The following is a 24072-nucleotide window of genomic DNA, read 5'->3' as shown; positions in this document are numbered from 1 at the left end:
GGGCGTCGGCCACGCTGTGCCGTACCGAACTGCTCGCGGGCGACACCGGCGCGGCGGCCGGGCACCTCGCCCGCTGCCGGGAGTACGGGGACGCGTCGGCGGCCGTCCCGCACCTGGCCTCGTACTGCCAGTGGCTCGGCATCCTGCTGCACGCCGCACGCGACGACGTCCGCGAGGCGGCCGGCCTGCTCACCACCTCCGCCGGGCATCTGCCGTCCCTGCGCCCGCTGTTGCTGGCCGAGCCGGGCGCGGCGGCCTGGTTCGTCCGCTTCTCCCGCCGTATCGCCGACCGTACGCTCGCCGACACGGCCCTCAAGGCCGTGGAACGGCTGGCGGCCGACAACCCGGACGTGCCCGCCGTCCAGTTGGCCGCCCTCCACGCGCGCAGCCTGTACGAATGCGCCCCGGACGGGATCGCGCGGGTCGCGGCGGAGCACCAGGACGCGTGGGCCCGGCTCTGCGCGGCGGAGGATCTGCGGGCGCTGCTGGACGAACGGCAGGTGGCCCAGGAGGCCCTGCCGGAGCCGTCCTCGCCCCGGCACGGTCCGTGGATGGCGCGCAACCACGTGGGCCGGATGACCGTCGTCGAGGCGGCGGACTACCGGCGGCGGACCGCCCCGGAGCCGGCCGCCGACGCGCTGAACGACATCGAGCGCACCATCGCCCGGCTCGTCGTCGATGGGCTGACGAACCGTCAGGTCGCGCAGCACGTCCACCTGTCGCCGCACACCGTCAACTACTACCTGCGGCGCATCTACGGAAAGTTCGGCATCCGCTCGCGCGTCGAGCTCGCCCGCCACGTCCACGACCACGGCTTCGGGGCGGTGTGCGAGGGAATGTGACCGCGCGGAGCGGGGCGAGGGGCGAACGCCCGGCCGGCGTCCGCCCCCTGCCGCCCGACGGGGCGGTCACTGGGTCCCGGGCACCGTGTCCTCGAAGACCTTGCCCGCCGCGCGGTACGCGGCGACCTTGGCGTTGACCTGCGCCGGTGTCAGCACCTGATCCTTGACGTGCAGCACGTAGTCGACCTTCTGGTCGTACGCCCGGGGCGTCGTGCTCGTCTGTCCCGCGAGGTCGATCAGCCACTGGTTGAAGTTGATCGACATGGGCCGCTCGGGCAGATAGCGGGCGTCATGGGTGCCGAACGGCTGCCCGTCGACGTAGTAGGTGATCGCCGTGTTGTCGATGGTGACCACCAGATCGTGCCAGCCCGCGTAGCTGGTACGGGACTCGGAGTGCTGGTTGACCGCCTCCCACGGGTCGGGGCGGTAGGTCTCCCAGGAGGTGGTGTAGAGGATGTTGGACGGCTCCCCCCAGCCGCCGTTGGGCAGGTACTCGAAGTCGTACTCGGCGTAGTCGTCCGCCATCGGCGCCTTGAGGTCGTTGATGGTGAAGAACGTCTGCACGAGACGGTCGCCGTCGGGCCCCGACCGGGGTGTGTCCGCGAACTTCACCCGTGCCGCGTAGGTGCCGTTCCTGAACTTGCTCGCCTTGGTGAGCACTTCGGTCTGTTCCGTCGTGGCGGCGGTGCCGGCCGTCGACGTCTCCAGGTTCATGACCGAGTTGGTCCCCTCCTTGGCGAAGGTGACGTTGTCGGCCGCCCAGGTCGCGCCCGGGACCCCGGGGCCGCCCGCGTTGGACCGTACGTTCCAGCCGTGGGCACCGATCGCCGGATCCGTGTACGAGGTGTAGGTGAAGTCGTCGAAGAGGGTCGCGCCGCCGGTGGGCGGGTCGGTGGGCGGGTCCGTCGGTGGGTTCGTCGGGCCGCCCGGGTCGTTGCCCGCCGGGGCCGTACCCCAGACCGTGGTGCCGCCGACCGTCGCGGTCGCCTTGGTCCAGTCCCCGTACGTGGTCTGCGCGGGGCCGAAGGAGTAGTCGTCGCTCTGGTTGAGCGCCGCCCAGTTGGAGCGGTGGAAGCGCAGTTGCAGGTCGCCGGTGTCCGCCCCCGCGGCGAGGCTGCCCGCCCCCGCCGTGAAACCGATCTCCAGGTAGCGGTCGGCGGTCGCGGTCGGGTGGGCGAGGGTGCCGAAGGTGCCGGTGATGTTCGCGCAGCCCTTCACCGCCCAGGAGCAGGCGAAGGTGTACGAGGCGCCGGCCTCGGCCCGGAAGTAGTAGCGCACCTTGACGCCGGTGAGGGCGACGGAGGAGCCGGAGGTGTTGACGACCTTGAACCAGGGCTCCGCCTGGTCGGATCCCGTCGAACTCTGGCGGTACTGCACCTTCACGGTCGGGTCGGCCGCTCCGGCGGGCACCGCGGTCAGCGCCGCGCAGCCGAGTCCGGCCGCCACGCCCAGGGCGACGGCGGTACGGAGACGGCGGGCGGAGCGCCCTCCGGTGGCCTTGGTTCCTTCGGTGCCGCTGCTCTCTTGCCCGGTCATCGGCTGTCTGGTCATCGACCTGATTCCTCTCCTGGCGGGGGGATGTGCGGGGAGTGGTGCGGGCCGTGCGGATCCTACGGGTGGTGCTCGTGCGGGTCCTGCGGGTCCTGCGGGCCGTGCGGTGGTCGGTCCGGCACGCCGAGCGTGTCGAGCCGGGTTCTGTGGTGGGCGAGACGGCGCTGGAAGCCCGGCCAGTCGCGGTGGGCCGACCAGGCCGTCTCCGCGAGGGCGCAGAGCCGGGGGAAGGCCAGGTACTCGGCGTGCGCGGCGGTGGGCACGTACTCGCTCCACAACTGCGCCTGGGTGCCGAGGACGCGGGCCGCCGTGGCCGCCTCCCAGCCGGCGGGCGCTGGGTCGAGGTCGTACACGTCCCGCAGGGTCACCGGCCCGCCCGGCTGGCCGGGCGGTTCCTCGGGCCGTCCGCTCTGCGGATAGTCGAGGTACGTGGAGCGGTGGGGCGCCATGATGATGTCCTGGCCCCGCCCCGCCGCCACCAGGCCGTGCGCGGCGTCGCGCCACGGCAGCGCGGTGAAGGCGAGGGGCAGGTCACGGCCGCTCTCCGTCCAGCCGAGGGGCGTACGGCCCCGCTCCGCGAGGAAGCCGCCGATCCGGTCCATGAACCAGCGGTGCAGTTCGCCGGGGCCGCCGAGGCCTTCGCGCGCCGCCCTGCGCCGGGCGTCGTCGGACCGTTCCCACTCGACGATCGGGCACTCCTCGCCCCCGACGTGCACGTACGGCGAGGGGAAGACGTCGGCCACCTCGTCCAGTACGGCGCGGCAGAAGTCCAGGACCTCGTCGTGCACGCCGAGGATCGTGTCGCAGACCCCCCAGCGGTTCCACACCTCCAGCCGGCGCGAGGGGTCGTTGCCGAGTTCGGGATAGGCGGCGAGCGCGGCCCGTACATGGCCGGGCATCTCGATCTCGGGGACGACGGTGATCCCGCGCGCGGCGGCGTAGGCGATCAGGTCCTCCAACTCGCCCCGGGTGTAGGCCCCGCCGTGCGGCTCGCCGCCCACGGTGGTGAGGCGCGGATAGGCGGCGACGGGCATGCGCCAGCCCTGGTCGTCGGTGAGGTGCAGATGCAGCACGTTGAGTTTGTGCAGGGCGAGCAGGTCGACGAAGCGGCGGAGGAAGGAGACGGGCCGGAAGCGCCTGGCCACGTCGAGCATGACCCCGCGCCAGGCGAAGCGCGGGACGTCGGTGATCTGGACGCACGGCAGCGTCCACTCCGTCCCAAGTACGGGCTCCGCCGACAGGGCCTCGGGCGGCAGGAGTTGGCGGATCGTCTGGACGGCGTTGAGCAGGCCGTCCGGGTGCGCGGCGCGCAGGAGGACCGCGTCGGCGCCGACCGTGAGGCCGTAACCCTCCCGGCCGAGCCCGGTGAGGGCGGGGTCGACCAGCAGGACGACACTCCCGTCCCGCGCCGGGGGCAGGGGCAGTCCGGTGGCGGGGGCGAGGAGGGTGCGGAGGAGGTCCGCGGCGGCGGTGGCGCCGCCGGGCGCGGCCCGTACCGCGGTGTGCGCGTCGAGTGTGAACCTCCCCGGCAGGGCGGTCAGTTGGGACGGGCGGGGGATCAGGGGCGGTCCGCCGCGCCGGGTGGCGGGGTCGGCTGCGGGGTGCGCGGGTGCGGTCATCCGGTGTGTGTCCCTATCCCTTGACGGCGCCACTGGTCATCCCGGCGGCGACCCGGCCCTGGAGGACCAGGAAGAGCAGCAGAACGGGCAGGGCGAAGAGAGTGGAGGCGGCCATGGTGGCGCCCCAGTCCGTGCCGAAGACGTTGGAGAAGGAGGACAGCCAGACGGGGAGGGTCCGGTCGTCCTGGTTCTTGATGATCAGCATGTTGGCGAAGGCGAACTCGTTCCAGGCGGTGATGAATCCGAAGAGCGAGGTGGCGAGCAGGCCGGGTGCGAGGAGCGGCAGGGTGACCCGGCGGAAGGCGACCGCCCGGGTGCATCCGTCGACCTGCGCGGCCTCTTCCAGTTCGACCGGGATGGCGGTGAGGAAACCCCGCAGGGTGACGATGGTGAAGGGCAGGGTGATCATGAAGTAGATCAGTGTCAGAGTGGACAGCCGGTCGAGCATGTCCGTGTCCCTGGCGATGACGTACATCGGGATCAACAGCGCTTCCCAGGGCGCCACTTGCGCGATGAACACCATGAGGATGAAGCCGCGGCGCCCCTTCCACCGCAGCCGCGCCACGGCGAACGCCGCACCGAGGGCGACGATCAGGGCGAGGACGACACAACCGACCGTGACGATCAGGCTGTTGCGCCAGAAGAGCCAGAAGCCGTCGGCCTCGAAGGCCTTGGTGAAGTGGTCGAGGGTCACCGAGGTGGGCAGGAAGACCGGGGTCTCGGACTGGATGTCCGCGGTGGGCTTGAAGGCGGTCAGCACCATCCAGTACACGGGGAAGGCGGACAGGACGAAGACCAGCAGAGCGGCGGCGTGCAGCGGGACGCGCCGGGCCCGGGAGCGGCTCACAGCTCTGCCTCCTGCCGGAACATCTGCCGGAAGTAGAGGACGAGCACGGCCAGGAGCAGCAGGACGGTGACGGTCGAGACCGCCGCGCCCAGGTCGTACCGGTGCAGGGACTGGGCGACGCGGTAGGCGTACACGGGCAGGGTGGTGGTGGCGTCGCCGGGGCCGCCCTTGCTGATGGCCCAGATCTGGGCGAAGCAGCGGAAGACCCAGATGACTTCGAGGCAGAGCACCAGGCCGAAGATCGGGCGGAGGATCGGCAGCGTCACGGAGCGGAAGATCCGCGCCGCGCCGGCGCCGTCGAGCCGCGCCGACTCGTACAGCTCCGCGGGGACGGTGAGCAGGGCGGCGTGCAGTGTGATGGCGGCGAACGGGACGGACTGCCAGACGACGACGATCACCAGGATGGTGAAGGTGGCGCGGCCGTCGGCGAACCAGGAGTAGTTCTCGTACGACGTGAAGCCGAGGTGTACGAGCAGCCAGTTGACCACTCCGAGCCGGGACGAGAACAGCCACTGGAAGACGGTGGTGGTGGCGATGACGGGGCTGGCCCAGGCGAGCACCAGCCCGCTCAGCACCAACAGGCGGGCCCGGCGGCCGAGTTGCTGGAGCAGCAGGGCGACGAGCGTGGCCAGGACCATGATCAGGAAGACGTTGACGGCCGTCCACCAGAGGGTGCGGCGTACGACCTCCCAGAACTCGTCGTCCCCAAGGATGTCCCGGTAGTTGGCGAGGCCGGCGAACGAGGCGCCGCCGCGGACGAGTTCGCCCATTCCGTACCGCTGGAAGGAGATGACGAGGTTGCGGACCAGCGGGTAGAGGAGCAGACCGGCCGCTCCGAGGACCGTGGGAGCGACGAGCAGATACGGCCAGAAGGCCCGGGGAAGCGCCCTCGGGAGGGCCTTCGGGTGGGCCGTGGGGAGCGCCTCGGGGAGAGCCCGGTTCATGAGCCGAGTGTCTTGGTGATGCTGTCGGACGCGTCCCCGGCCGCCCGCGCGGGGTCGGCTCCGGTCAGTACGGCGGTCATGTACTGCTTGATGGGGTTGGTGGCCTCGACGGCGGCCCACTGCGGGGAGTTGGGAGTCGCCCGCCCCTGGGCGGCGCCGGCCGCCATCGCCGCCGTACCCTCGTCGCCCTGGACGGCCGACGCGAGGGACGTCCTGTTGGGTACGTAGCTCATGGTCTTCGCCATGTCCTTCTGCCAGGTGTCGCCGGTGAGGGCCTTGATCACCTGGTAGGCGCCGTCCTGGTGGCCGGAGGCCTCGGGGACGACGAGGTCGGAGCCGCCGGTGAAGACGGATCCGGGTACGCCGGCGGTCCTGCCCGGCACCGGGAAGAAGCCGATCTTCCCCTTCAGCGCGGGATTGGCCTCCTCGACGATCTTCGCCCCGCCGGGGACGGAGATGATCTGCGCGACACCCCCCTCGGCGAAGACCTCGGCCTGCGGCGGCTTGGCCTCGTCGGAGTCCTTGGGCCCCTTGCCGAGCGCCTGGAGGCGCCGGTAGAAGTCCATCCCCGCCAGGGCTTGGGGAGTCTCCAGGGCCCCCTTCCAGGTGTCGCCGGAGCGGGTGGCGAGGTCCCCGCCCTGGTCCCAGATGAATCCGGCGAGGGTGTACCAGTTCTGCCCGGGGAGGTAGATGCCCTGCGTGGCGCCCTTGTTGAGCTTCGCCGTGGCGGCGAGCCAGGCGTCCTGGGTGGCGGGCGGCCCGGTGATCCCGGCCTCGGCGAAGAGGTCCTTGTTGTAGAGCACGACCCGGTTGGCCGCGTACCAGGGAATGCCGTACTGCTTGCCGTCGATCCTGCCCGGCTCGGCGAGACCCGGCAGCCAGTCGCCGCCGGACAGGTCCCCGGTCCGGTCGGTGAGGTCCTTGACCCCGCCACTGGCCGCGTACTGCGCGACCTGGGTGTTGCCCACCTCGATCACGTCGGGGGCGTCCTTGCTGGCGAGGGCGGCCGTGACCCTCTCGCCTATGCCGTCCCACTCCTGGATCTGGATGTCCAGGGCGAGGTCCTGGTGCCGGCGCTCGAAGTCCCGGGTGAAGCGGCCGAGGAAGTCGGAGGTGACGCTGTCCTTCATGATCCAGACAGTGAGCTTCTCGGCCCCGGCGGCGGTGTCGGAGGAGTCGGAGGAGGAACTGCAGGCGCTGAGCGCCAGGGTCGTGGCGAGAGCTGCGATACCGGCGATGAAGCGGATCTTCACGGACCACCTCGATGAGAGATTTACCAATTGGTCAACTGGCAAGACGCGGTGACCAGAAGGTGGCATGGACCAATCAGGCCGTCAAGCCCGGAAACAAAGGATTCACTTGGGCGTGACGGCCACGGCAGCGGCTAGAATGGTGCAGAATGGCCCTTACCAGCTGCCCTACCAGCTAACCAGTAGGGCCGATGCGGGATCGACGCGAGCGAAAGAGGTCACCTCCATGGGGAGCGGTTCGTCGGGCGGGGTACTCAAGCGCGAGCGGGTCAGGGACCACCTGCTCGGCCTGATCGAGACGCGCCACGCGGGCGACGCGATCCCCTCCGAACGCACCCTCTGCGCCGAACTGGGCGTCTCCCGGCCGACGTTGCGCTCGGCCGTGGACGAACTCGTCGCCACCGGCCTGCTGGTGCGGGAGCACGGCCGCGGCATGTTCGTCGCCCCGGCGAAGATCACTCAGGAACTCAGCGCCGACGACACCGCGTTTGTCGTCCCCCGGGCCTCCGGCGCCTGGTCGAGCCGCATCCTGGAACGCAGCACCTCACAGGCCGGCGCCCGGATCGGCCGCAAGCTGCGCGTCTCCCCGGCGGCCGAGCTGATCTACATCGCCCGCCTGCGCCTGGTGAACGGCGCTCCCATGGCGATCGAGCACCTGCACATCCCGGCCGAGCTGGCACCCGGCCTGACACCGCAGGAGCTGGAGTCGGGCGAGCTCTACGACCACCTGCGGGAACACCACCAGGTGTACGTGCACGAGGCCACCCAGTCCATCGAACCCACCGTCGTCAACGAGGCGGAGGCCTCCGTCCTGGACGTTCCGGTCCTCTCCCCCGCCCTGCTCATCGAACGACTGACCCTGGACACCTCGGGCCGCCCCGTCGAGTACGTGCACTCCCTCTACCGCGGCGACCGCTACCGCATCGTCTCCCGCCTGGCCCTCGGCACGTCGTCACCCCACCCGCGCCCCCAGGGCCACCATCCCGGCATCCCCCCGGGCGACTTCGCCCACGACGGCATCATCACGTCGTCCACGACGGGGGACGCGTACTGACGGCCTTCCAGGAGGCACAGGCGGAACGCGGGTCGGTGTGACGACACACGACCCGGACCTCTGAGGAGGTCCGGGTCCTGCGAGGACAATGTCAGGCGGTGTCACCGCCCGCCAACTCACGGGCCTTGGCCGCCCACTCCTCCATCCTCGCGATGGCGGAGGTCATTTGCTTCACCGCAGCGGAGATCTCCTTCACCGGCTTGCGGAGGTGACGACTCAACCGGACCATGGCACCCGCCGAATCGCCGAAGGCACCCATCTGCGCCAGACCGTCCCGCGCCGCCTCGTCCATGGACATCAGCTGCTCCAGGAACTCTGCCGCTTCCTCGCCGCGCTCGTCGGGCGGCGTCATCTCGATGAGCCCCAGTGCGGCCCTTACCCCACTGTCCAGCGCCGTCATCCGTTCGGCGAACGCAGTGGCGACGGCGTGCAGTTCACCTGCGGGGGCGCTGATGGTCTCGGCATACCGGGCGACGCCCGCAAGCCGGGCGCTCATGGGCGCGTTCGCCTGGGTCAGATCGAGCATCGCGTTGCCCGACTGTTCGGTCAGCGCCGCAATCGTCTCGATCGTCCTCGTGAACGCCTCCATGTCGGCGGCCATCGCGTCCAACCCGTCGTCGATCACGGCGAAGTCGTCGAGCAGACCGGGCGAATCCTCGTCCTCCTCCGTACCCCCGCCGGTCTCCGAGGCGGCCGGTCCGTCACCGGTCTGGAGTCCGCGCAGGACCCGGGCAGGCGTGAGCATTTCGAAGCCGTCCCGGAGCCCGGCCTCCAGAGCGCTCTCGATCTCCTTGCGTGCTCCGGCCAGATGGCTGCGCGTCCGCTGGTAGCGGATCGTCCTGATGGACGCGATGTCGAAGGGCAGCTGACCGGCCTCTCCGATGTGGATCGTCGGTTTGCCCGTGATGTGCCGCAGCCCCAACTCGTACATCACGTTGGGGTTGCCCTGGCTGACGTCGGCGATGACGAGGTACGACTCCACGACATGCCGGCAGATCTGCTCGTTGATGTCACCGGCGTGCGCGATGCCGTCCGCCCGCACGGCGCTGATGCCGTACTTCTCGCAGGCGGGGGCGATCACCTGCTCGAAAATGCCGAGGTTGTGCTCGTACGCCTCGCGCTCAGGACTGCCATGGGCGGCGTGCGGGTCGCCGATGGGGCCCACGACGAAGCACCTCTGAGGCTGGTCGGACTCCTGCCGGAGCGTCTGGGACGTGTTCATTCGGGCTCCTCCGATGCGTCGGGGTGGGTGTCGTCCGGTCGGTCTGCCGGCGCGGCCTCGTCCTCCGGGGAGACGGCGTACAACGGCCGCTCCTCGATGCCGAGGGTGTGCAGCAAGTAGGCGGTGGGAATGCGGTAGCGTCCGCCGACCCGCAGCACGGGGCACGGGAAGGCGTCGAGGCGGATCAGCTTGTAGGCCGTCGCGGGGCAGATGGCGAAGGCACGGGCAGCCGTGCGCAGGTCGACGCTCAGGGGCAGGTCAAGGGCCTCCGCGAAGCCGAGCGGCAGGCCGGACCGCCCGCTCACCGCCCGGCTCCCGAGGGGCGCAGGACCAGCGTGCCGATGAGATCGGCGTCCTCGTGGCGGCGGGCCCGGAACACGAGGTCGGGCAGGCCGGACGTGATCCGCCGGCCGTCTTGACGCGGGCGAGGCTCGGCAAAGCGGAGCGTGGCGTACAAACCTTCGCGGCGGGGCGGGGGCGTGATGTGCACTTCCCAACCCTCGGGCGGATGGGGCTGTTCCTCCGGTGGGGCCGCGGCGTTGCGGGCCTCTGCGAAGGCACTGATGTCGACGACGGGGATCTCCCGCGTGACGCGCCGCGCGTAGGCCCACATCCGGTTCACCGCCTCCTTGACCAGGCGTCCGCCGGTTTCGGAGTTGTCCGGGTCCGCCACGTCGAGGGCGGCAAGCACGGCCAGGACGGCCTCCGCCTCCAGGTCGATCCGTTCGACCCGCCGCCAGAGGCGCAGGATCCGGTGCAGGTTCCGGTACAGCGCCGGGAGAACCAGCCAGACAACGAGCAGCCGTCCTGTGCCGTCGCCGTCCCGCGGTTCCCGCCGGGCCTCGGTGACGGCCTGTCGCCACACTGCTGCGCCCAGCGTGATGTCTCGTCGTGGGCCGTAGAGGACCCTCCTGCTCTCCTGGGGGGAAAGCAGGACCACACGGGAGCCGACGTGCACCGTGAGAGACAGCCGCGTGGCACCGGGCGGTCCGAGGACGCTCCGGTCGATCCGGTCGAAGACGCTCCCGGGTTCGGTCATGGTCATCCTTCCTCCGTTCCGGGCTCATCGAGCCCGAGGTGTGCCAGGGCGGCAGCGGCTCGGCCGCATGCATGAGCCAGGCCGAACAGGGCCGACCGCACAGACTCAAGTCGACTCGTGCGGGCCGGATGCTCTGTCCCGTTCCGGCTACGGGACCCTGCGGCGGACAAGACGGGCGGGTGAAAGTGAATACCGCCGTACACGGCGTGGCCGACGTTGACCCCGTATTCCGCCCACTGGTTGTCGTTCCACTCCGGCCAGAACGGGGCCGTCACCGGGCGGGCCCGGAGCCGGCCGACGGAGGTATCACGGGCAGGCCGACGGTGAGACCACCGGTGACGTCCCGGCCGACGGCCGCACCCTGATGGACGTGTTGGGACAGGGCCGTCCGGCCCGGGGCCCCGGCGTCGGCCGCAGGCTTCGGTTCCGGCGTCTCGGCCACGGCCGACCGCAGGTCGTCGGGCGCGTGGCCCGGCACGCGAATCCATCCGTAGCCGCCGAACTCCTTGACCCGCACATGGGCCCGCACGTACTGGGCGGGGTCGAGGTCCCGCCGGCCGGATCGCACGACATCCTGGTACAGCCGGTCCGACACGATGACGGCGAGATCTGCTGCGGCAATGGTCGCGAGTACGGCCCTGAGCTGGGGCGCGTTGACGTAGCGCGCCACGGCGACCGGGGCCGGGCCGGCGTGGCCGAGGGCGGCGTCCGCGACCACGCCGGTGTCCACGGCCATCCGAAGCCTGACCCGCTGGGCGTCCGGACGGGCGTTGCGATCCGCGAGACGGACCGCGAGATGGTGGACGAAGGGGCCCAGCACGAGATCCTCCGGTGTGGCCTCGGGGAGGACTGCGAACTCCATGTCGCCCTGCGGCTGACGCGTCCAAGCTGTCCGGTCCAGCCCGGTCAGCGCAGCCGCCTCGTCAAGCATCCGGACCAGCTCGGACTGGACGGCCGACTGCGTCCGGGTGTCCAGACGGCTGTACTGCTCCACGTCAGCGGCCAAACACAGCCGACGGTGCGGCAGGCCGGCCGGCGGCCGGGGAGGATAGGTCTCTTTCATGACAACTCATCACCTTCCAAAGGTGGTTGGGTGCGGTTTGCACGCCAACTTTGGGCGGAAGGGACGAGAGCAGTCGAGAATGCCGCATTAATGCGGCATTCTTGCGTCCTCCCGAGAGGCCGGCACCCTCAGCCAGGCTGCCTCGCGCAGACGGGCCATATCCTCGATAGAGGTCTGCCGGAAGCCAGTGGTGATGATCTTGGCCTTTCCCAGCTGGACGAGGGCTTTGTGGACGGTGTTCTGGGTGGACGCAGCGAGAGCAGCGAACTCGGACTGCGACAAATTGACGTCGATGTGTACCCTGTTCCAGTCGAGGCCCTTGTACGTCTTCCGAGGCTTCCCGTACGACTCGGCGAGTTCGACGAGGACGCGCGCCACCCGAACGGGGACCGGATATCTGCTCAGTTCCAGTCGTAGGCGGTCGGCCCGGCGCAACCTGCGACAGAGCATGCGGTTGAGAGCCAGGAGTGCCTCGGGATGAGCGATGAGGAAAGACTCCAGTTCGTCAGGCGGAACTACCGTGGCCTCCACGTCACGGCAGGCGGTGACCGTTGCCGATCGCAGTCCGGCACCCATTGCCGCCAACTCACCCACCACCTCTCCGCCGATTCTGATGTCCATGAGCGACACCGGGTCACGGTCCAGCCGGGCGGTCACCTTCACCAAGCCCGCGTGGAGGACCACCAGTTCTTGCGCGTGATCGCCCTCTTGAATAATCACGTCTCGCGTTACGTAGTGACGTGGCGTGCCGAGCCGCGAGAAAGCCGCGCGCGCTTCGGGTGACAACGTGTCGAGGAAGGCCGCGCGACCGTTGGGGTTCAAGCCGTGCATCATCTGAACAGCACAGCACTCCGTCACCGCAGCAACGAACGTTTCCGCCCGGTCCGCCGGTGCGCAGGACGCACTCCGGGGCGCACGGCGGCGCACGGCCAGAACATTCTTCGGGCCGGAACCGGCCACGGTCAGTCCTGCTCTAGCTTCGGTCAGTGTCTTGGATCGCCGCGGCTACGCCGTAGGACCTGAGGAGCAGAAGCTGATCCAGCAGATCGAGGATCTCGGAACGGAGCGTGGGTGAAGAGGCCTGGACATACGCGCGGACCAGCAGGCGGCCGATGTGGTGGGCGTCGGCCGCCGCACCGCGTGCGAAGTCGGCCGCCGCGGCTCCGAACAGCGTGACAAAGCGCCGCACGCACGTCAGAACCAGTTCGTCCACCCGGTCAGGGGCATCTTCGAGCGTGATCAGCAGTTGAGGCAGAGCAGCCTCGAAGGTGCGGGATTCCATCAGCGCGATCAGTGTCCGCCGGTAGGGCCCCAGACGTCGGCCGCGCAGCTCGCTCGTCACCCTGGAGGCGGCCTCCCGCACGTCCTTCTCGGGATCGTGGAAGAACCTGACGAGTGCATGATGGGCAAGCGCCGCGTCGCCGGTGTTCAGCAGGCGCTGGGCACACACGTCGGCTGCTCCCTGCCGCTGTGCCGCGTCGCTCCCGGCGAGCACTTTGGCCAGCAGGTCAGGCATTTCCCACTCCATCGCCGCCAGCGCGGCGACCTGTCCACCGACCCTGCGCACCGGTGCCACCGGGGAGTGCAGCATGCGATTCGTCAGCGGTGCGGCCGACGCCGGGGCTCCGTGCATCAGGGCAACGGCCAGGCGGGGAACGTACGGTGATGCCAGCAGGTGGTCGGGGGCCTGGATGTACACCGCGAAGGCATCGGTCGCCGCTGAGCGGTCGTGACGGATCGCCGCATGCAGCACGTGGGCCACGCAGGCTCGGACGTCGAGGGAGGGATCGGCCGCCATTCGGCCCAAGAAGGGGGTGATCAGGGCGGCACGAGACCCGTCGGCGTCGTGGACCAGCAGATCACCCAGGATCTCGGCCGCACTGCCCCGCACGGTGTTGATCCCGGCGGTGAGCAGGTCACGCGGCTCGTTGTCGCCGTTCCCCCCGGACACGTGGACGACGGAACGATCCTCGGCGTCGCTCGGCTCGTCCCGGTCGAGAGCGCGGCGCAGGAGTACCTCCACCAGGTCGAGTGGCACATGGTCGAGGTGCTTCCGCAGGACGTACCCCAGCCACCGGTCATGCTCCGGCCTGCCCCTGTCCGCGAAGTGGCGCACCGCCGCGAACACGGTCTCCGGATCGGCGTACCGCTCGGCCTCTCCCAGGCCGAGGAGCAGCGAGGCACCATAGGCGGGGTGCGTCCCGGCGTCGATCCGGACGGCGAGCCGCGCGAACCTGTCGGCGTCCTTCACCGTCATGCTCTGCAGCACGTGGGCCAGTTCGCGTGCGCCGCCGGTGTGGTTCGCCCAGTCGATCCGGTCCTGGCTGTGTTTCTTCATGGCCCTCAGCCACTGGTCGTCACTCATGTGGCTGGCGGATTCCACCGAAATCGGCGGTCCAACGAACCCGCCCGTCGCCCCCTCCGGTTCGTCCGGCTCACGTCGGTCGCCGTGGAGCCGGCTGAGTTCGCCGAGTCGGCGCCTCGCCCGCTCGGAGAGCCGCTCCTCGGGAAGCGCCGTTAACAGGGTGAACTCATGCCAGGGCAAGAGTTCCCTGTCCGGGGGAATGCGCAGGTGGAGCAGAGACTGCTCCACCCGCCCGAACGTGTGGTCGGGCAGGATGCCTCCAATGGCGCGGAGGACCTCACGGGCGCCCCATACGGCATTGGCAGCGAAGCCGGACAACAGACGGTGTTCGCCCTGGAGAAGGATCTCGGCGGACCAGGGGGCAAAGTCATGTCCCGCTGCGGCCAGTACCTGGTAGAGCAGCCACTGTGCCGCCTCGTACGGCTCGCTCACCAGATGTTCCACCAGCTGACGCGCTCGTGCAGCGTCTCGGCCGGCCGTACTCCGCAGCGCCTGGGCTGCGCCTCGCAGCAGAGCGTCACCCAGGTCCCCGGGGTCGTCGTCGGGATGGCGGTGCGAAAAGTGGCGGTCGTGGACGGGCCACCCCGTCCGTGCGGGATAGGCGGTCAGCCTCATGACGGCCAGGAGAACCGGCAGCATCCGGACGCAAAACTCCTCCGGTGCGCCAGCAGCGGCGGCGGTCACCATCTGGAGTGCCTCGTATTCCCGATCCAGCAGGACCGCCACCCTGCCCTGGTCGTCGAGCCGAAGGGCGTCCGGGCGTTCCCCCAGAAGTGCGGCCAGCAATTCGATCGCCCAAAGAGGTTCTTCGACCGCCAGGTTGCTCGCCGGGGCCCAGAGAGCGCGTTCGAGACCGTTGAAGACGCCGGCTCGCACGCCGTCGAGCAAGAGATTGAAAAACAGTCGGCTGCCGGCGAGGCGGGCACGGGAAACGATCTGGATCAGCCACGTACCGTAGCCGGGGTCAGCGATGTGCGGCTCCAGAAGGCGGGCCACCCGGTCGGGTAGGGCATCCGCCACCGCCACCAACAGCCGGAACGCCCAGTCCTGTTCTCTCTTGTCGACGCTGTCGAGCCAGTTCTCGAAGACTCCCTCGTCATCCCCACGACGGAACCAGGCCGGCGTGCCGAGCATGTCGACGAGGGAGTCACGGAAGGGCGGCCGCGTTTCGAGCACGCGGGCCACCACGCCCCACTCGATGGCGGTCGGAGCCTCCAGGCCTCGTAGCACGGCCAGGGTCAGGTGCTTGAGGTGGTAGCGGATGTCCGGACTGGTCAGTAGCCCCTCGACTTCCTCCGCGAATCGTTCGGGGTCGAGATCCCGTAGGTGATCGAGCACCTGCCGAAGCTGTCCGCGGCGGAACAACTCCTGCTCTCCGCCAGTGAGGAAGGAGACAAGGCTCTCTTCGCGCCTCAGCCAGTCGCGAGCAAAGGCGTAGTCGAAGAAGCTCTCGTGGAAGAAGGCCAGTTGACGACCGTCACGTACACAGACGTGTTCGGACTCCAGTACCTTGCGGCTGACTGCGAGGTCGTCCGTGTCGAGGACGCTGTGGGGCACGGACAGCCTCTGGCGTTCGCTCATGGCGGCGACGACAGTCGAGACCGCCTCGTGGAAGCGCACCTTCGGGCGCCGGGCGCACTCCTCCTCTTTGGTGTCCCAGAAGGCGTCGAAAAGCTGCCTAGTGGTACGGAAGTGAAGGGCCTCCTCCTGGTCGGCGATCTGGGCAAAGAGAACGAGGTGCAGCGGTGAGCGCAGCAACACCCTTTGGGACGCGGTCAATCCGGAGACGTCCAGGCCCATATCGGTGACAGCGGCGTCGATCTGGGCGTCGGCGAGCGACCCGACGGTGACGCGTGTGCAATGGTCCGGGTCGGTGAGCCTGCGGATGCGGGCGTCGGCCTCGGCGTCGAACGCCCGGCAGGCCAGGACCACCCGCATGCCGGGATACGTCACAGCCTCGTCCACCAGGTCGGCCACCGCGTCGAAGGTTTCCGGGATGCGCCCCGACACCATACTGACCGCGTCGAGCTGGTCCACGACGAGGACGCAGGACCGCCCGTCCGCCATGGCGCCGAGGGCAGCGGCCGGGGAGATGGGCAGGTCGAGACGCTGTCCCATTTCATGGGTCGAGCCGAAGGGTTCCAGGCGGTCGAGACGAAAGGCGAGAACAGGAATGGCCGCCTCGACAAGGGTGGTGACGGTCTCGTGCAGTGTGGCGCTCTTCCCGCCCCCTGCGGTTCCGGTCAACAGGATGAGCCGTCGGGTGCCCTCCGTGGCCTCCGTCACGAGGCAGACGGCTTCCTCCCGGGCGATTGCGGGCCTCAGCAGCGTACGTTCCACGCTCGCTGCCCACCGGCGCGTCACGGTTCTCACGGCATCGGACACCGCCACCGCGTCGGCCCGCCCGACGCTGCGCAGTCCGTACGGCGCCAGCCCGGTGGCGAGGGCCGCGGCGTCGAGCGAGGTTCCCAAGTTGTCTAGTAGAACTTGACCGAGGGCTAGCGCCGCGAGGCGGCCCGGTGCTCCGACCAGAACCTGCTCGGCCAGAACAGCGTTGGTGCGCACGAGGTCCCGTTCGTCATGCCACTCCACCCGAAGTCCTTTTAACATCCTCCAGGCCGTTGCGGTCGATCCGTAGATGGCGTCCGAGGCGAGGGAGGCCAAGGGGCCCCGGAGCTCGTCCGTCAGCCAGTCCGTCTCGAAGGAGGCGACATCGTCGGAGCGACGGGCACGGTCGGCGAGTTCCTGGAGTGAACGCGCGGGGACAACGGAGACGAAGTGGAACGCTCGTCCCGCCTCAACGTGCGAACGCAGGCTGTCCCAGACTCCCTTGGCATGGAGAGAAGCCACATTCCAACTGTTCGCGTTACGGTTCTGTCGCTTGACCTGGTGCGCCTCCGTCCCATGGTCGTGCCGGTAGACAAACTCGACCCCGTCCCCGAGCGGACCACCCGGTTCGACGCGGAGCGACCTGCCCGAGCCCAGCAGTATGTACAGGGCATGTCTGACCGTCCAGGCTCCCTCATAGCGGTTGCCGAACTTGTCCGTCTCGCCACCCGGCCGCGGTGCCACCGTGCCCCCTGCCCCCTCCGACCCGATCAGACGGGCCGCGCGTGCGCGGACGCTACCGCATGCGAGGCGTGCCGAAAACCGCTGGGCAAGTCTCGTGGTGTAGAGCCGGCGTTTGCGTCGTCCTAGAACGGCCGGCTCCTCCACCACGCGGCCGCTCGGGGCGCGACTATCGGCTCACCCGGGACCGGCGTCCGGACCATTTATGGGTGCGGCCGAACCGTTGGTACTCGAATTCCGCCAAGACGGACGCCGAGATCGCCGGGCCGGCTCAGCGTGGGCCGTGCAGCGGCATGATGCGGGCGTTAATCCCGGCCCGGTCGGGTGGGTGGCCGGTGGTCATGGTGATCAGGATGATGAGCGCCGGGCCGAGGGCGGCGCGCTCCTCGAAGTCCGGTGGGGAGCCGATCAGCCGACGCAGGCGCTGTCGGTGGGCGGCGCGAAAGGTTCGATCTTGGCTTCGCGGATCGCCTGTGAGAGTTCGGTCCCGAATTCGGCCAGGAGGCGGCCCAGCGGGGGGGCGGGCGCCGCCGTTGAGGCTCTGTGCCAGCAGGACCATGCCTTCGAGGAGGTCCGCCTCGGGGTCGTCGGTGGGCACGACGTCGATCCCCCGGGTGGCGGCGGCGCGCAGTGCGGCGACGACCAGGTCGCGCTTGCCGGGCCAGCGCCGGTACAGGGCCCCGAGGCTGGTGTCCGCGCGCTCGGCGACCTCGCTCATGCCGAAGCCGTCGTGGCGTCACGTCTGCTGACCGCCGCGTGGGTCTGGGCCTTCCTGCGCGGACGCGGCGACCTCGAGCGCGTGGGGGCCGGGTTCGGGACCGTCGCGCGCCGCTTCACCCCCCGCGTCTCCGAGGAGGAGAGGCTCCGCACAGTACGGGCCCGGCTCTGGACCACGCCGTGGCCCCGCACGCTGCGCGTCGCGGCGACGGACGCCGACACCGGTGTCCTGACCGTGTTCGACTACATCCGCGGACACCCGCTGGTGGACGTCGTCTCGGCCAGCGGCGCGGTCCCGGGCATCTCGCCCGCCATTCGGTTCGGCGGCCGTACCTGGATCGATGGCGGAATGGTCTCCACCGCGAACGCCCGCCTGGCCGACGGCTACGAACGGGTCCTGGTCATCGCCCTCATGCCCGACGGCCATGCGGGAATCCCCTCGGCCGGACAGGACGTGGCGGCCATGCGGGCGACCGCGAAGGTCGAACTGATCACTCCCGATCTACGATCCGTCCGGGCGGTCGGCCCCAACCCTTACGACCCGGCCCGCCGGGGCCCCGCCGCCGTCGCGGGCCGCGACCAGGGCCTGGAAGCCGCCCACCGCGTAGCGGATCTCTGGCACTGAACGCGTCCCGCGACGCGGTGGGCGGCTTCCAGGCCCGACGGCCCGCGCTCCCGTGCGTGCGACCTGCCCGCGCTCAACGCGGGGTCGGGCCCGGGGGGCCGTAGTGCACGAGTGTGGTCGGTACGACGGTGCGCCGGTACGGAGTGGCGGGCCCGGCGCTCGCGGGTCCTCCGGCCATGCGCGCGACGAGCAACCGGCCCGCCTCACGGCCCAGTTCGTCGCTGTCGTAGGCAACGACGGTCAGCGGCAGGCCGAGTGTGTCCGCGAGTTCGAAATCGTCGAAGCCGGCCAGCGCCGTGGTGGTTCCGGCGCTGCGGATGGCGCGGAAGGCTCCGATGGTGTTGCGGTTGTTGGAACAGAACAGGGCCGTCGGGGGCTCCGGCAGGCCGAGCAGCTCCGCGGCGGCGCTCGCGGCGTCGCCGGTCTGTCGCCCGCCCTGCCTCACGTACGCCGGGTCGGCGGACAGGCCCGCTGAGGTGAGCGCGTCGGCGAATCCGCGCAACCGCTCCGCGCTGGTGTGGACGGCGGGTGACGAACCGACAAATCCGATCGTGCGATGACCGGCGCCGAGCAGCCTCTCGGTGGCGGCGCGAGCGCCGCCGTAGTCGTCGACCAGGACAGAATCCGCGCCGAATCCCTCGGGCGGGCGGCCGGCGACCACGACGGGCACCCCCTCGGCCGCCGCGGCGGCCAGATGCCGTTGGTCGGTACCGGCGGGCACGGCGATGATGCCGTCGACACGCCGCCCGACGAGATCCTCGACGAGGCGGCGCTCGGTGTCGAGGTCCTGGCCGGTGTTGCCGATGACGGCCTTGAGGCCGTGCCGTACGACAACGGAGTCGACGCCCAGGGCCAGGCGTGAGTAGAACGGGTTGGCCAGGTTGGTGACCACCAGGCCTACGAGGCCGGTGCCCCGTCCGAGACGCAGGCTGCGGGCCATCTCGTTGCGGCGGTAGCCCAGTTCCGCGACCGCCGCGCGTACGCGGGCGGCGGTGGCCGGCAGCACCTTCGGATCGTCACGCAGCACGCGGGAGACGGTCATGGCGCTGACCTTCGCCCTCTCGGCGACGTCACGCACCGTCGGCTGAGGGTCCTTCGACCCGTGTGTCCCTGGCATGCCGGCCGTGTTCCCTTCCGTCCGTCCTCACGCGGTGGCCGCCGCGCGCGCCGCACCGATCAGTGCGGCGTCCTCGGCGGAGCCGGCGGGCTTCACCGCACGAGTATGCCGTGTGGTGAAGGCCGGGGTGCGAGGCGGACCGGTGATGGTGGCCGGAGGGCTCCGAGGGGCGTCGGTACGCCGCCGGTCGTCGCCCGGCTCCCGGTCGCCCGACTCCCGGTCGCCCGACTCCCCCTCGCACGGCACCCTGCCTTCCGACTCCCCGTCGTCCGATACCCCGCCGTCCGATACCCCGTCAGCCGACCCGCCGTCGTCCGGGACCCAGCCGCCCGAAGCGAGTCCGCCGCGCAGCGCGGGGGAGACGAGATCCCAGGAGCGGGCCATGGACCCTCCGACGACCAAGGCGGTCGCGCCGAAGGCCGCCAGGCGCGGGCCGAGCGCGGCACCCAGCACCGTCAGGGCGTCGGCGAGGACCCGGCGGGCCCGTTCCTCCCCCGCCCTGGCCCGGTCGGCGATGTCACGCACGTCGGCGGCCGGATCTCCGTACCGTACGAGGATCGCCCGCCGGGAAACGGTGTCCTCCAACGGCCTGCCGCCGACCTCGGTCAGGTCCATGCGCCCCCCGGGCGGCACCCCGGAACCGTCCTCGCGGATCAGTCCGTCGGCGAGAAACGCCGAGCCGACGCCCGTACCGAGCGTGATGCCGACAGCACGACGGTGTCCGCGGACGGCACCCCCGTACCACTCACCGGCCAGGAAGGCGTGCGCGTCGTTGAGGAACACGACGTCACCGGGGCGCTGCCACAGGCCCCCGAGGAGCGCCGCCCGCACGTCCACTCCGTACAGGGCCTCGAACTTGCCGACACCCGCGAAGAGCGCGACTCCCTTCGCGTAGTCGAACGGTCCTGGCACGGCCACGCCCCACCGCGCGCCAGAAGGCACCGGCAGCCCGGCGGCGCAACGCCGTACGTCGCCGAGGATGTCCCCGGCGTCGCCGTGCGGGTCGAGCGGACTCCTGGTGCGGTGGACGACCCGTCGCCCGGGCAGGTCGACGAGGGCGGCGGTGACATGGGTGCCGCCGATCTCCAGGACGGGGATCACCGGACGAGCGCCTTCACGACCCGCACCGGGCGGTCACCGACCGCCCGCAGGGTGTAGCCGCCGACCGCCGCCGGCACGGTCAGCGTCTCCGCGTAGGCCAGTTCGTGCAGGTCCCCGGCCGCCGTGTGTACGGTGACGCCCCCACCCTCCACCACGTTCAGGAGGTGGAAGCGGTCGCGGGTGTGGTCGTCCGCCTCGGCGCCGGCGTCGATCACGTACCTCCTGACCTCGTAGAACATCTCGTCCAGCGCGCCGATCACCTCTTCCCGCCAGCCGTTGCCCTCGCGCAGGGTGCGCGGCTCCTGCACCAGGTCACGGGCGACGCTGCCGCCCCGTCGCCCGCTCTCCAGGTTGGCGAATCCGTGGTCGTACGGCAGGGGGCGCGGGGTGCCGTCGGCGGCGGGCCGCAGCCAGTCGTAGAACCTCAGGCTGTACAGGTACGGGGTGGCGCTGATCTCCAGCACCACATTGCCCGCACCGCTGGCGTGCGGGGTGCCCGCCGGGATCATGAACAACTGCCCCTGCTCGGCGGGGAAGGCGAGGACGTGGTCCTCGGGGTCCATGGGCACTCCCCCGGCGACGGACTCCCGTACCTCCTTGCGGAAGAGATCGATGTCGGCGTCCTCGCGCAGGCCGAGGAAGACCTTGGCACCGGGGCCGCCGAGGGTCAGGTAGTACGTCTCGTGCTGGGTGTAGGGCCAGCCGAAACGCTCGCGCATGTACGCCTCCTTCGGGTGGCAGTGCACCGAGAGGTTGCCGCCGCCGACGGTGTCGAGATAGTCGAAGCGGATCGGGAACGAGGTGCCGAAGCGGGCGTGCGCCTCGGCCCCCATCACGCTCTCGGGTTCCAGCACGCACATCAGCTGGAAGGGCACCTCGACCTGATCCCGCGGCCCGGTGCCGACGAGGATGCCGGCCTCCGGCGCGATCAGTTCGTAGCCGAGCGCCGTATTGCCGCCCTCGGGGGTGAACCCGAGCTCACGCTGGGCCCAATGGCCGCCCCAGGGAGTGGAGTTGAAGTACGGGCGGGTACGGACGGGGCGCCGCGCCAACATCGCGTAGGTGGCGCGCAGGCCCTCGCCGTCGATCAGCGCGGGACGGTCGGGTTCCTGCATGTCGAGCCAGGCGTCGAGGCGGTGGGCCCACGCGTCGCGGTGGCGGTCGAGCATCGGCCAGTCGACGTAGAACAGCCGCCTGAAGTCGGGCTTCCCGTCGGGCAGTCCGAGGTTGGCCCCCCGCTTGCCGGCGGCCACGGCGGCCTCCGCGTACCGCTTGGGCACGTCGGCGTACCACAGCAGGTCGTGCTCCACGAGAGCGGCGCCCGGTCCGTAGACGAGCAGGACTCCTTTCTGCGGGGGAGCCGGTCGCGGGACGGTGTCGAAGAGGTCGTCGAGGGGGTTCTCGGCGAGCTTGCGGAAGTACGGGTCGTCCGCGTCCTCCGGTCGCTCGGTGCGCCGTTCGACCTGGGCCGGTGATCCGTAACGGGTGCGGACGTCGAGCAGGACGAGCGGGGTGCCGCGCGCGGTCAGCTCGCGTTCGAGGCCGTCGCGGAGTTGCTCCCAGTCGACGGACGGGGATCCGTCGACGGCCACCACGGCCGGGCCGTCCGGGAGTTGCGCGGCCACGGCCCGCCATCCGGTGGCGAGGACGGCGCGGGGGGCGGGGGTGTAACGCGGGTCGAGCCGGTACACGCGGTCTCCTTTTGGCGAGGCCGCTCTGCGGATCCCGCAGGCGGATATTTGATCATCGAGAATGTTATCGTTAACACGCTGCACGTCGAGATTGCCCGCCGAGCACCGCCGATGTCAATGCCCCGCACCGCCGGCCGGCGCGGGACGCCCGGCGCGGGACGGGCCCGCCTTGATAGGCAAGTGGTGACTTGCCTATCATGTGCTCGTGGCCGACGATCTCTTCAAAGCCCTGGCCGACCCCACCCGCCGTACCATCCTCGACGAGCTCGCGGAGAAGTCCGGACAGACCCTGTTCGAGATCTGCTCACGACTGGCCATGAAGCATCAACTCGGCATCTCGCGCCAGGCGGTCTCCCAGCACCTCGCGCTGCTGGAGGCCGCCGGCCTGGTCGAGACCAGGCGGGAGGGGCGCTACAAGTTCCACGATCTCAACACGGCCCCGCTGCGGCGGATCGCCGAGCGATGGCCCTCGCCCGACCCACCCGGACCGGAGGAGAACACCCCATGAAGATCCATCTGACCAGCGTCTTCGTCGACGACCAGGCCAAGGCCCTGCGCTTCTACACCGAGATCCTCGGCTTCGTGAAGAAGTACGACGTCCCGCTGGGCGGGCAGGACCGGTGGCTGACCGTCGTCTCGCCCGCCGATCCCGGCGGCACCGAACTCCTCCTGGAGCCCGCCGGCCACCCGGCCGTCAAGCCCTACCGCGACGCGCTCGTCGCGGACGGCATCCCGGCCCACCAGTTCGCCGTTGAGGACGTAACGGCGGAGTACGAGCGGCTGCGCGGCCTCGGCGTCGTCTTCACCCAGGAGCCCCTGGAGATGGGCCCCATCACCACCGCCGTCCTCGACGACACCTGCGGCAACCTGATCCAGATCGCTACGCGGCCGGAGCAGGCACCCATGGACACGCCCTAGGACCGCAGCGCGTCGACGGCGTCCTCCAGGGTGGGCTGGAAGCTGAAGAGCTGGTCGAGGCCGACGATACGGAAGACACGCGTCAGGTCGGCGTTCAGCCCGACGAGGATCAGCGGGGTACCGGCCTGCTGGGCCCGGTTGTAGGCGGCGACCAGAACGGTGAGGCCGGTGGAGTCGCAGTAGGTGAGATCCGTCAGGTCGATGATCACGGGAGCGTCGGAGGTGAAGGGGGCCTCGTCGACGACCTGGCTGAGCTCCCGGGCGGTGTGGTGGTCGAGTTCGCCCGTGACGGCCAGCACCGTGGCGCCCGCGGGATGGGGTCGTCGGGTCGCGGTCAGAGTACGGTCGGTCACCTGTTCTCCAGTACGGGTCGGTCGTCGGTGCCCGGGTTGTCGGTGCCCAGGGGGACCAGGGGGACGGAAAGGGCGAGCAGCGCGGTGTCGTCGCTGACTCCCGTGCCCAGGTCGGTGAAGAGGGTGTGCAGCATCGCGAGCAGGGCGTCGGTCCCCTGGACAGGATGCTCGGAGAGATGGCGGGCCAGTCCGTCCTCCCCGAGCATGGCGCCGCCCGAGGTGCGGGCCTCGCTGAGTCCGTCGGTGTACAGCAGCAGCGCGTCGCCGGGGGCGAGGCGGGTGGTGGTCCCCACGAAGTGGGGATCGGGCAGCAGTCCGATCAGCTGGCCGCCCGTGGTGGAGATGGCCTCGACGGTGCCGTCCGCGCGCAGCGCCAGGGCCGGGGGGTGGCCGCCGCCGGCCAGCGTGACGGCGAACGACCCGTCGGCCAGGGCGTCGAGCACCCCGAACACCGCGGTGCAGAAGCGGGGGGTGCTGCCCTGGTACTCCCCCTTGAGGACGGTGTCGAGGTTCGCCAGGGCGGTGCACGGGTCGGGGTCGTAGATGGCCGCGGCGCGCAGGGTGTAGCGGGTCAGCGACGTCAGGGCGGCGGCGTCGGCCCCCTTGCCGCACACGTCACCGAGGAAGAACGCCCAGCGGCCGTCGTCGAGGGGGAACAGGTCGTAGAAGTCGCCGCCGACCTCGT

The 24072-nt window shown here is 70.5% G+C and carries 22 protein-coding genes; 5 read left to right on the top strand and 17 right to left on the bottom strand.

The genetic code is table 11. The annotated features are described in order from the left end of the window. On the top strand, positions 1–842 hold an 842-nt coding region (locus tag GT042_RS29770; protein ID WP_237531328.1), incomplete at its 5' end, for a LuxR C-terminal-related transcriptional regulator. 66 nt (positions 843–908) lie between these two features. Here GT042_RS29770 and GT042_RS29765 read toward each other — a convergent pair. The 5 genes from GT042_RS29765 to GT042_RS29745 all read right to left on the bottom strand — a co-directional run bounded on the left by GT042_RS29765 (position 909) and on the right by GT042_RS29745 (position 7056). After that, positions 909–2378 carry a cellulose binding domain-containing protein gene (locus GT042_RS29765; RefSeq protein WP_161311797.1) on the bottom strand — a complete coding sequence of 490 codons (1470 nt, stop codon included), beginning with the start codon at positions 2376–2378 and terminating at the stop codon, positions 909–911. 74 nt (positions 2379–2452) lie between these two features. Continuing rightward, positions 2453–4012, bottom strand: a complete 1560-nt coding sequence (locus GT042_RS29760; RefSeq protein ID WP_161311796.1) for a beta-N-acetylhexosaminidase — start codon at positions 4010–4012, stop codon at positions 2453–2455. Positions 4013–4025: 13 nt separating this feature from the next. Then, positions 4026–4859 carry a carbohydrate ABC transporter permease gene (locus tag GT042_RS29755; protein WP_161311795.1) on the bottom strand — a complete coding sequence of 278 codons (834 nt, stop codon included), beginning with the start codon at positions 4857–4859 and terminating at the stop codon, positions 4026–4028. Continuing rightward, positions 4856–5803, bottom strand: a complete 948-nt coding sequence (locus tag GT042_RS29750) for a sugar ABC transporter permease (protein ID WP_161311794.1) — start codon at positions 5801–5803, stop codon at positions 4856–4858. Before GT042_RS29750 ends, GT042_RS29755 begins: the two co-directional genes overlap by 4 nt. Continuing rightward, positions 5800–7056, bottom strand: coding sequence for an extracellular solute-binding protein (locus GT042_RS29745; RefSeq protein WP_345943969.1), 1257 nt, complete (start codon positions 7054–7056; stop codon positions 5800–5802). The genes GT042_RS29750 and GT042_RS29745 overlap by 4 nt, the downstream gene beginning before the upstream one ends. Before the next feature lie 223 nt (positions 7057–7279). Here GT042_RS29745 and GT042_RS29740 point away from each other — a divergent pair, with 223 nt between their 5' ends. Then, the gene (locus GT042_RS29740) at positions 7280–8107 is read left to right on the top strand and encodes a GntR family transcriptional regulator (RefSeq protein ID WP_161311792.1); all 828 of its coding nucleotides are present in this window, start codon (positions 7280–7282) and stop codon (positions 8105–8107) included. A gap of 91 nt (positions 8108–8198) precedes the next feature. On the opposite strand, the gene GT042_RS29735 is transcribed toward GT042_RS29740, so the two are convergent. From GT042_RS29735 to GT042_RS29705, 7 genes are all read right to left on the bottom strand, one after another. Then, on the bottom strand, positions 8199–9329 hold the full coding sequence (locus GT042_RS29735; RefSeq protein ID WP_161311791.1) for a hypothetical protein: 1131 nt from the start codon (positions 9327–9329) through the stop codon (positions 8199–8201). After that, positions 9326–9634: a DNA-binding protein gene (locus tag GT042_RS29730; protein ID WP_161311790.1), complete on the bottom strand. Its 309-nt coding sequence runs from the start codon at positions 9632–9634 to the stop codon at positions 9326–9328. The genes GT042_RS29735 and GT042_RS29730 overlap by 4 nt, the downstream gene beginning before the upstream one ends. Beyond that, positions 9631–10368, bottom strand: a complete 738-nt coding sequence (locus GT042_RS29725) for a hypothetical protein (RefSeq protein ID WP_161311789.1) — start codon at positions 10366–10368, stop codon at positions 9631–9633. The genes GT042_RS29730 and GT042_RS29725 overlap by 4 nt, the downstream gene beginning before the upstream one ends. Before the next feature lie 271 nt (positions 10369–10639). Continuing rightward, on the bottom strand, positions 10640–11431 hold the full coding sequence (locus GT042_RS29720) for a hypothetical protein (protein WP_161311788.1): 792 nt from the start codon (positions 11429–11431) through the stop codon (positions 10640–10642). A gap of 87 nt (positions 11432–11518) precedes the next feature. After that, complete coding sequence (locus GT042_RS29715) at positions 11519–12391, bottom strand: Crp/Fnr family transcriptional regulator (RefSeq protein ID WP_161311787.1); 873 nt, start codon at positions 12389–12391, stop codon at positions 11519–11521. A 13-nt stretch (positions 12392–12404) separates the two neighbouring features. Continuing rightward, complete coding sequence (locus tag GT042_RS29710) at positions 12405–16868, bottom strand: hypothetical protein (RefSeq protein ID WP_161311786.1); 4464 nt, start codon at positions 16866–16868, stop codon at positions 12405–12407. A 268-nt stretch (positions 16869–17136) separates the two neighbouring features. Then, positions 17137–17583, bottom strand: coding sequence for a TetR family transcriptional regulator (locus GT042_RS29705; RefSeq protein WP_161311785.1), 447 nt, complete (start codon positions 17581–17583; stop codon positions 17137–17139). A 12-nt stretch (positions 17584–17595) separates the two neighbouring features. Here GT042_RS29705 and GT042_RS29700 point away from each other — a divergent pair, with 12 nt between their 5' ends. After that, the gene (locus GT042_RS29700) at positions 17596–18207 is read left to right on the top strand and encodes a patatin-like phospholipase family protein (RefSeq protein WP_161311784.1); all 612 of its coding nucleotides are present in this window, start codon (positions 17596–17598) and stop codon (positions 18205–18207) included. Between the two features lie 73 nt (positions 18208–18280). Here GT042_RS29700 and GT042_RS29695 read toward each other — a convergent pair whose 3' ends face one another. Genes GT042_RS29695 through GT042_RS29685 form a run of 3 tightly spaced genes read right to left on the bottom strand, consistent with a single transcriptional unit; the run spans position 18281 to position 22116 of the window. Further along, positions 18281–19324: a LacI family DNA-binding transcriptional regulator gene (locus GT042_RS29695; protein ID WP_161311783.1), complete on the bottom strand. Its 1044-nt coding sequence runs from the start codon at positions 19322–19324 to the stop codon at positions 18281–18283. Between the two features lie 27 nt (positions 19325–19351). Then, a complete protein-coding gene (locus tag GT042_RS29690; protein WP_161311782.1) occupies positions 19352–20425 on the bottom strand; it encodes an ROK family protein in 1074 nt (357 codons plus the stop codon). Then, positions 20422–22116, bottom strand: a complete 1695-nt coding sequence (locus tag GT042_RS29685) for a class I mannose-6-phosphate isomerase (protein ID WP_161311781.1) — start codon at positions 22114–22116, stop codon at positions 20422–20424. Before GT042_RS29685 ends, GT042_RS29690 begins: the two co-directional genes overlap by 4 nt. Before the next feature lie 205 nt (positions 22117–22321). On the opposite strand from GT042_RS29685, the gene GT042_RS29680 reads away from it, so the two are divergent. Then, on the top strand, positions 22322–22624 hold the full coding sequence (locus GT042_RS29680) for a metalloregulator ArsR/SmtB family transcription factor (protein WP_161311780.1): 303 nt from the start codon (positions 22322–22324) through the stop codon (positions 22622–22624). Further along, positions 22621–23034: a VOC family protein gene (locus tag GT042_RS29675; protein WP_161311779.1), complete on the top strand. Its 414-nt coding sequence runs from the start codon at positions 22621–22623 to the stop codon at positions 23032–23034. The genes GT042_RS29680 and GT042_RS29675 overlap by 4 nt, the downstream gene beginning before the upstream one ends. Here the strand turns inward: GT042_RS29675 and GT042_RS29670 are convergent. Then, positions 23031–23387: an STAS domain-containing protein gene (locus GT042_RS29670; RefSeq protein ID WP_161311778.1), complete on the bottom strand. Its 357-nt coding sequence runs from the start codon at positions 23385–23387 to the stop codon at positions 23031–23033. The two genes, GT042_RS29675 and GT042_RS29670, sit on opposite strands and share 4 nt — an antisense overlap. Continuing rightward, on the bottom strand, positions 23384–24072 hold a 689-nt coding region (locus GT042_RS29665), incomplete at its 5' end, for a PP2C family protein-serine/threonine phosphatase (RefSeq protein WP_161311777.1). The genes GT042_RS29670 and GT042_RS29665, both read right to left, overlap by 4 nt.

Origin of the sequence: Streptomyces sp. SID3212 (genome assembly GCF_009865405.1) — a bacterium.
Classification (GTDB): Bacteria; Actinomycetota; Actinomycetes; order Streptomycetales; family Streptomycetaceae; genus Streptomyces.
This window is presented reverse-complemented; position numbering and strand designations above follow the sequence as displayed.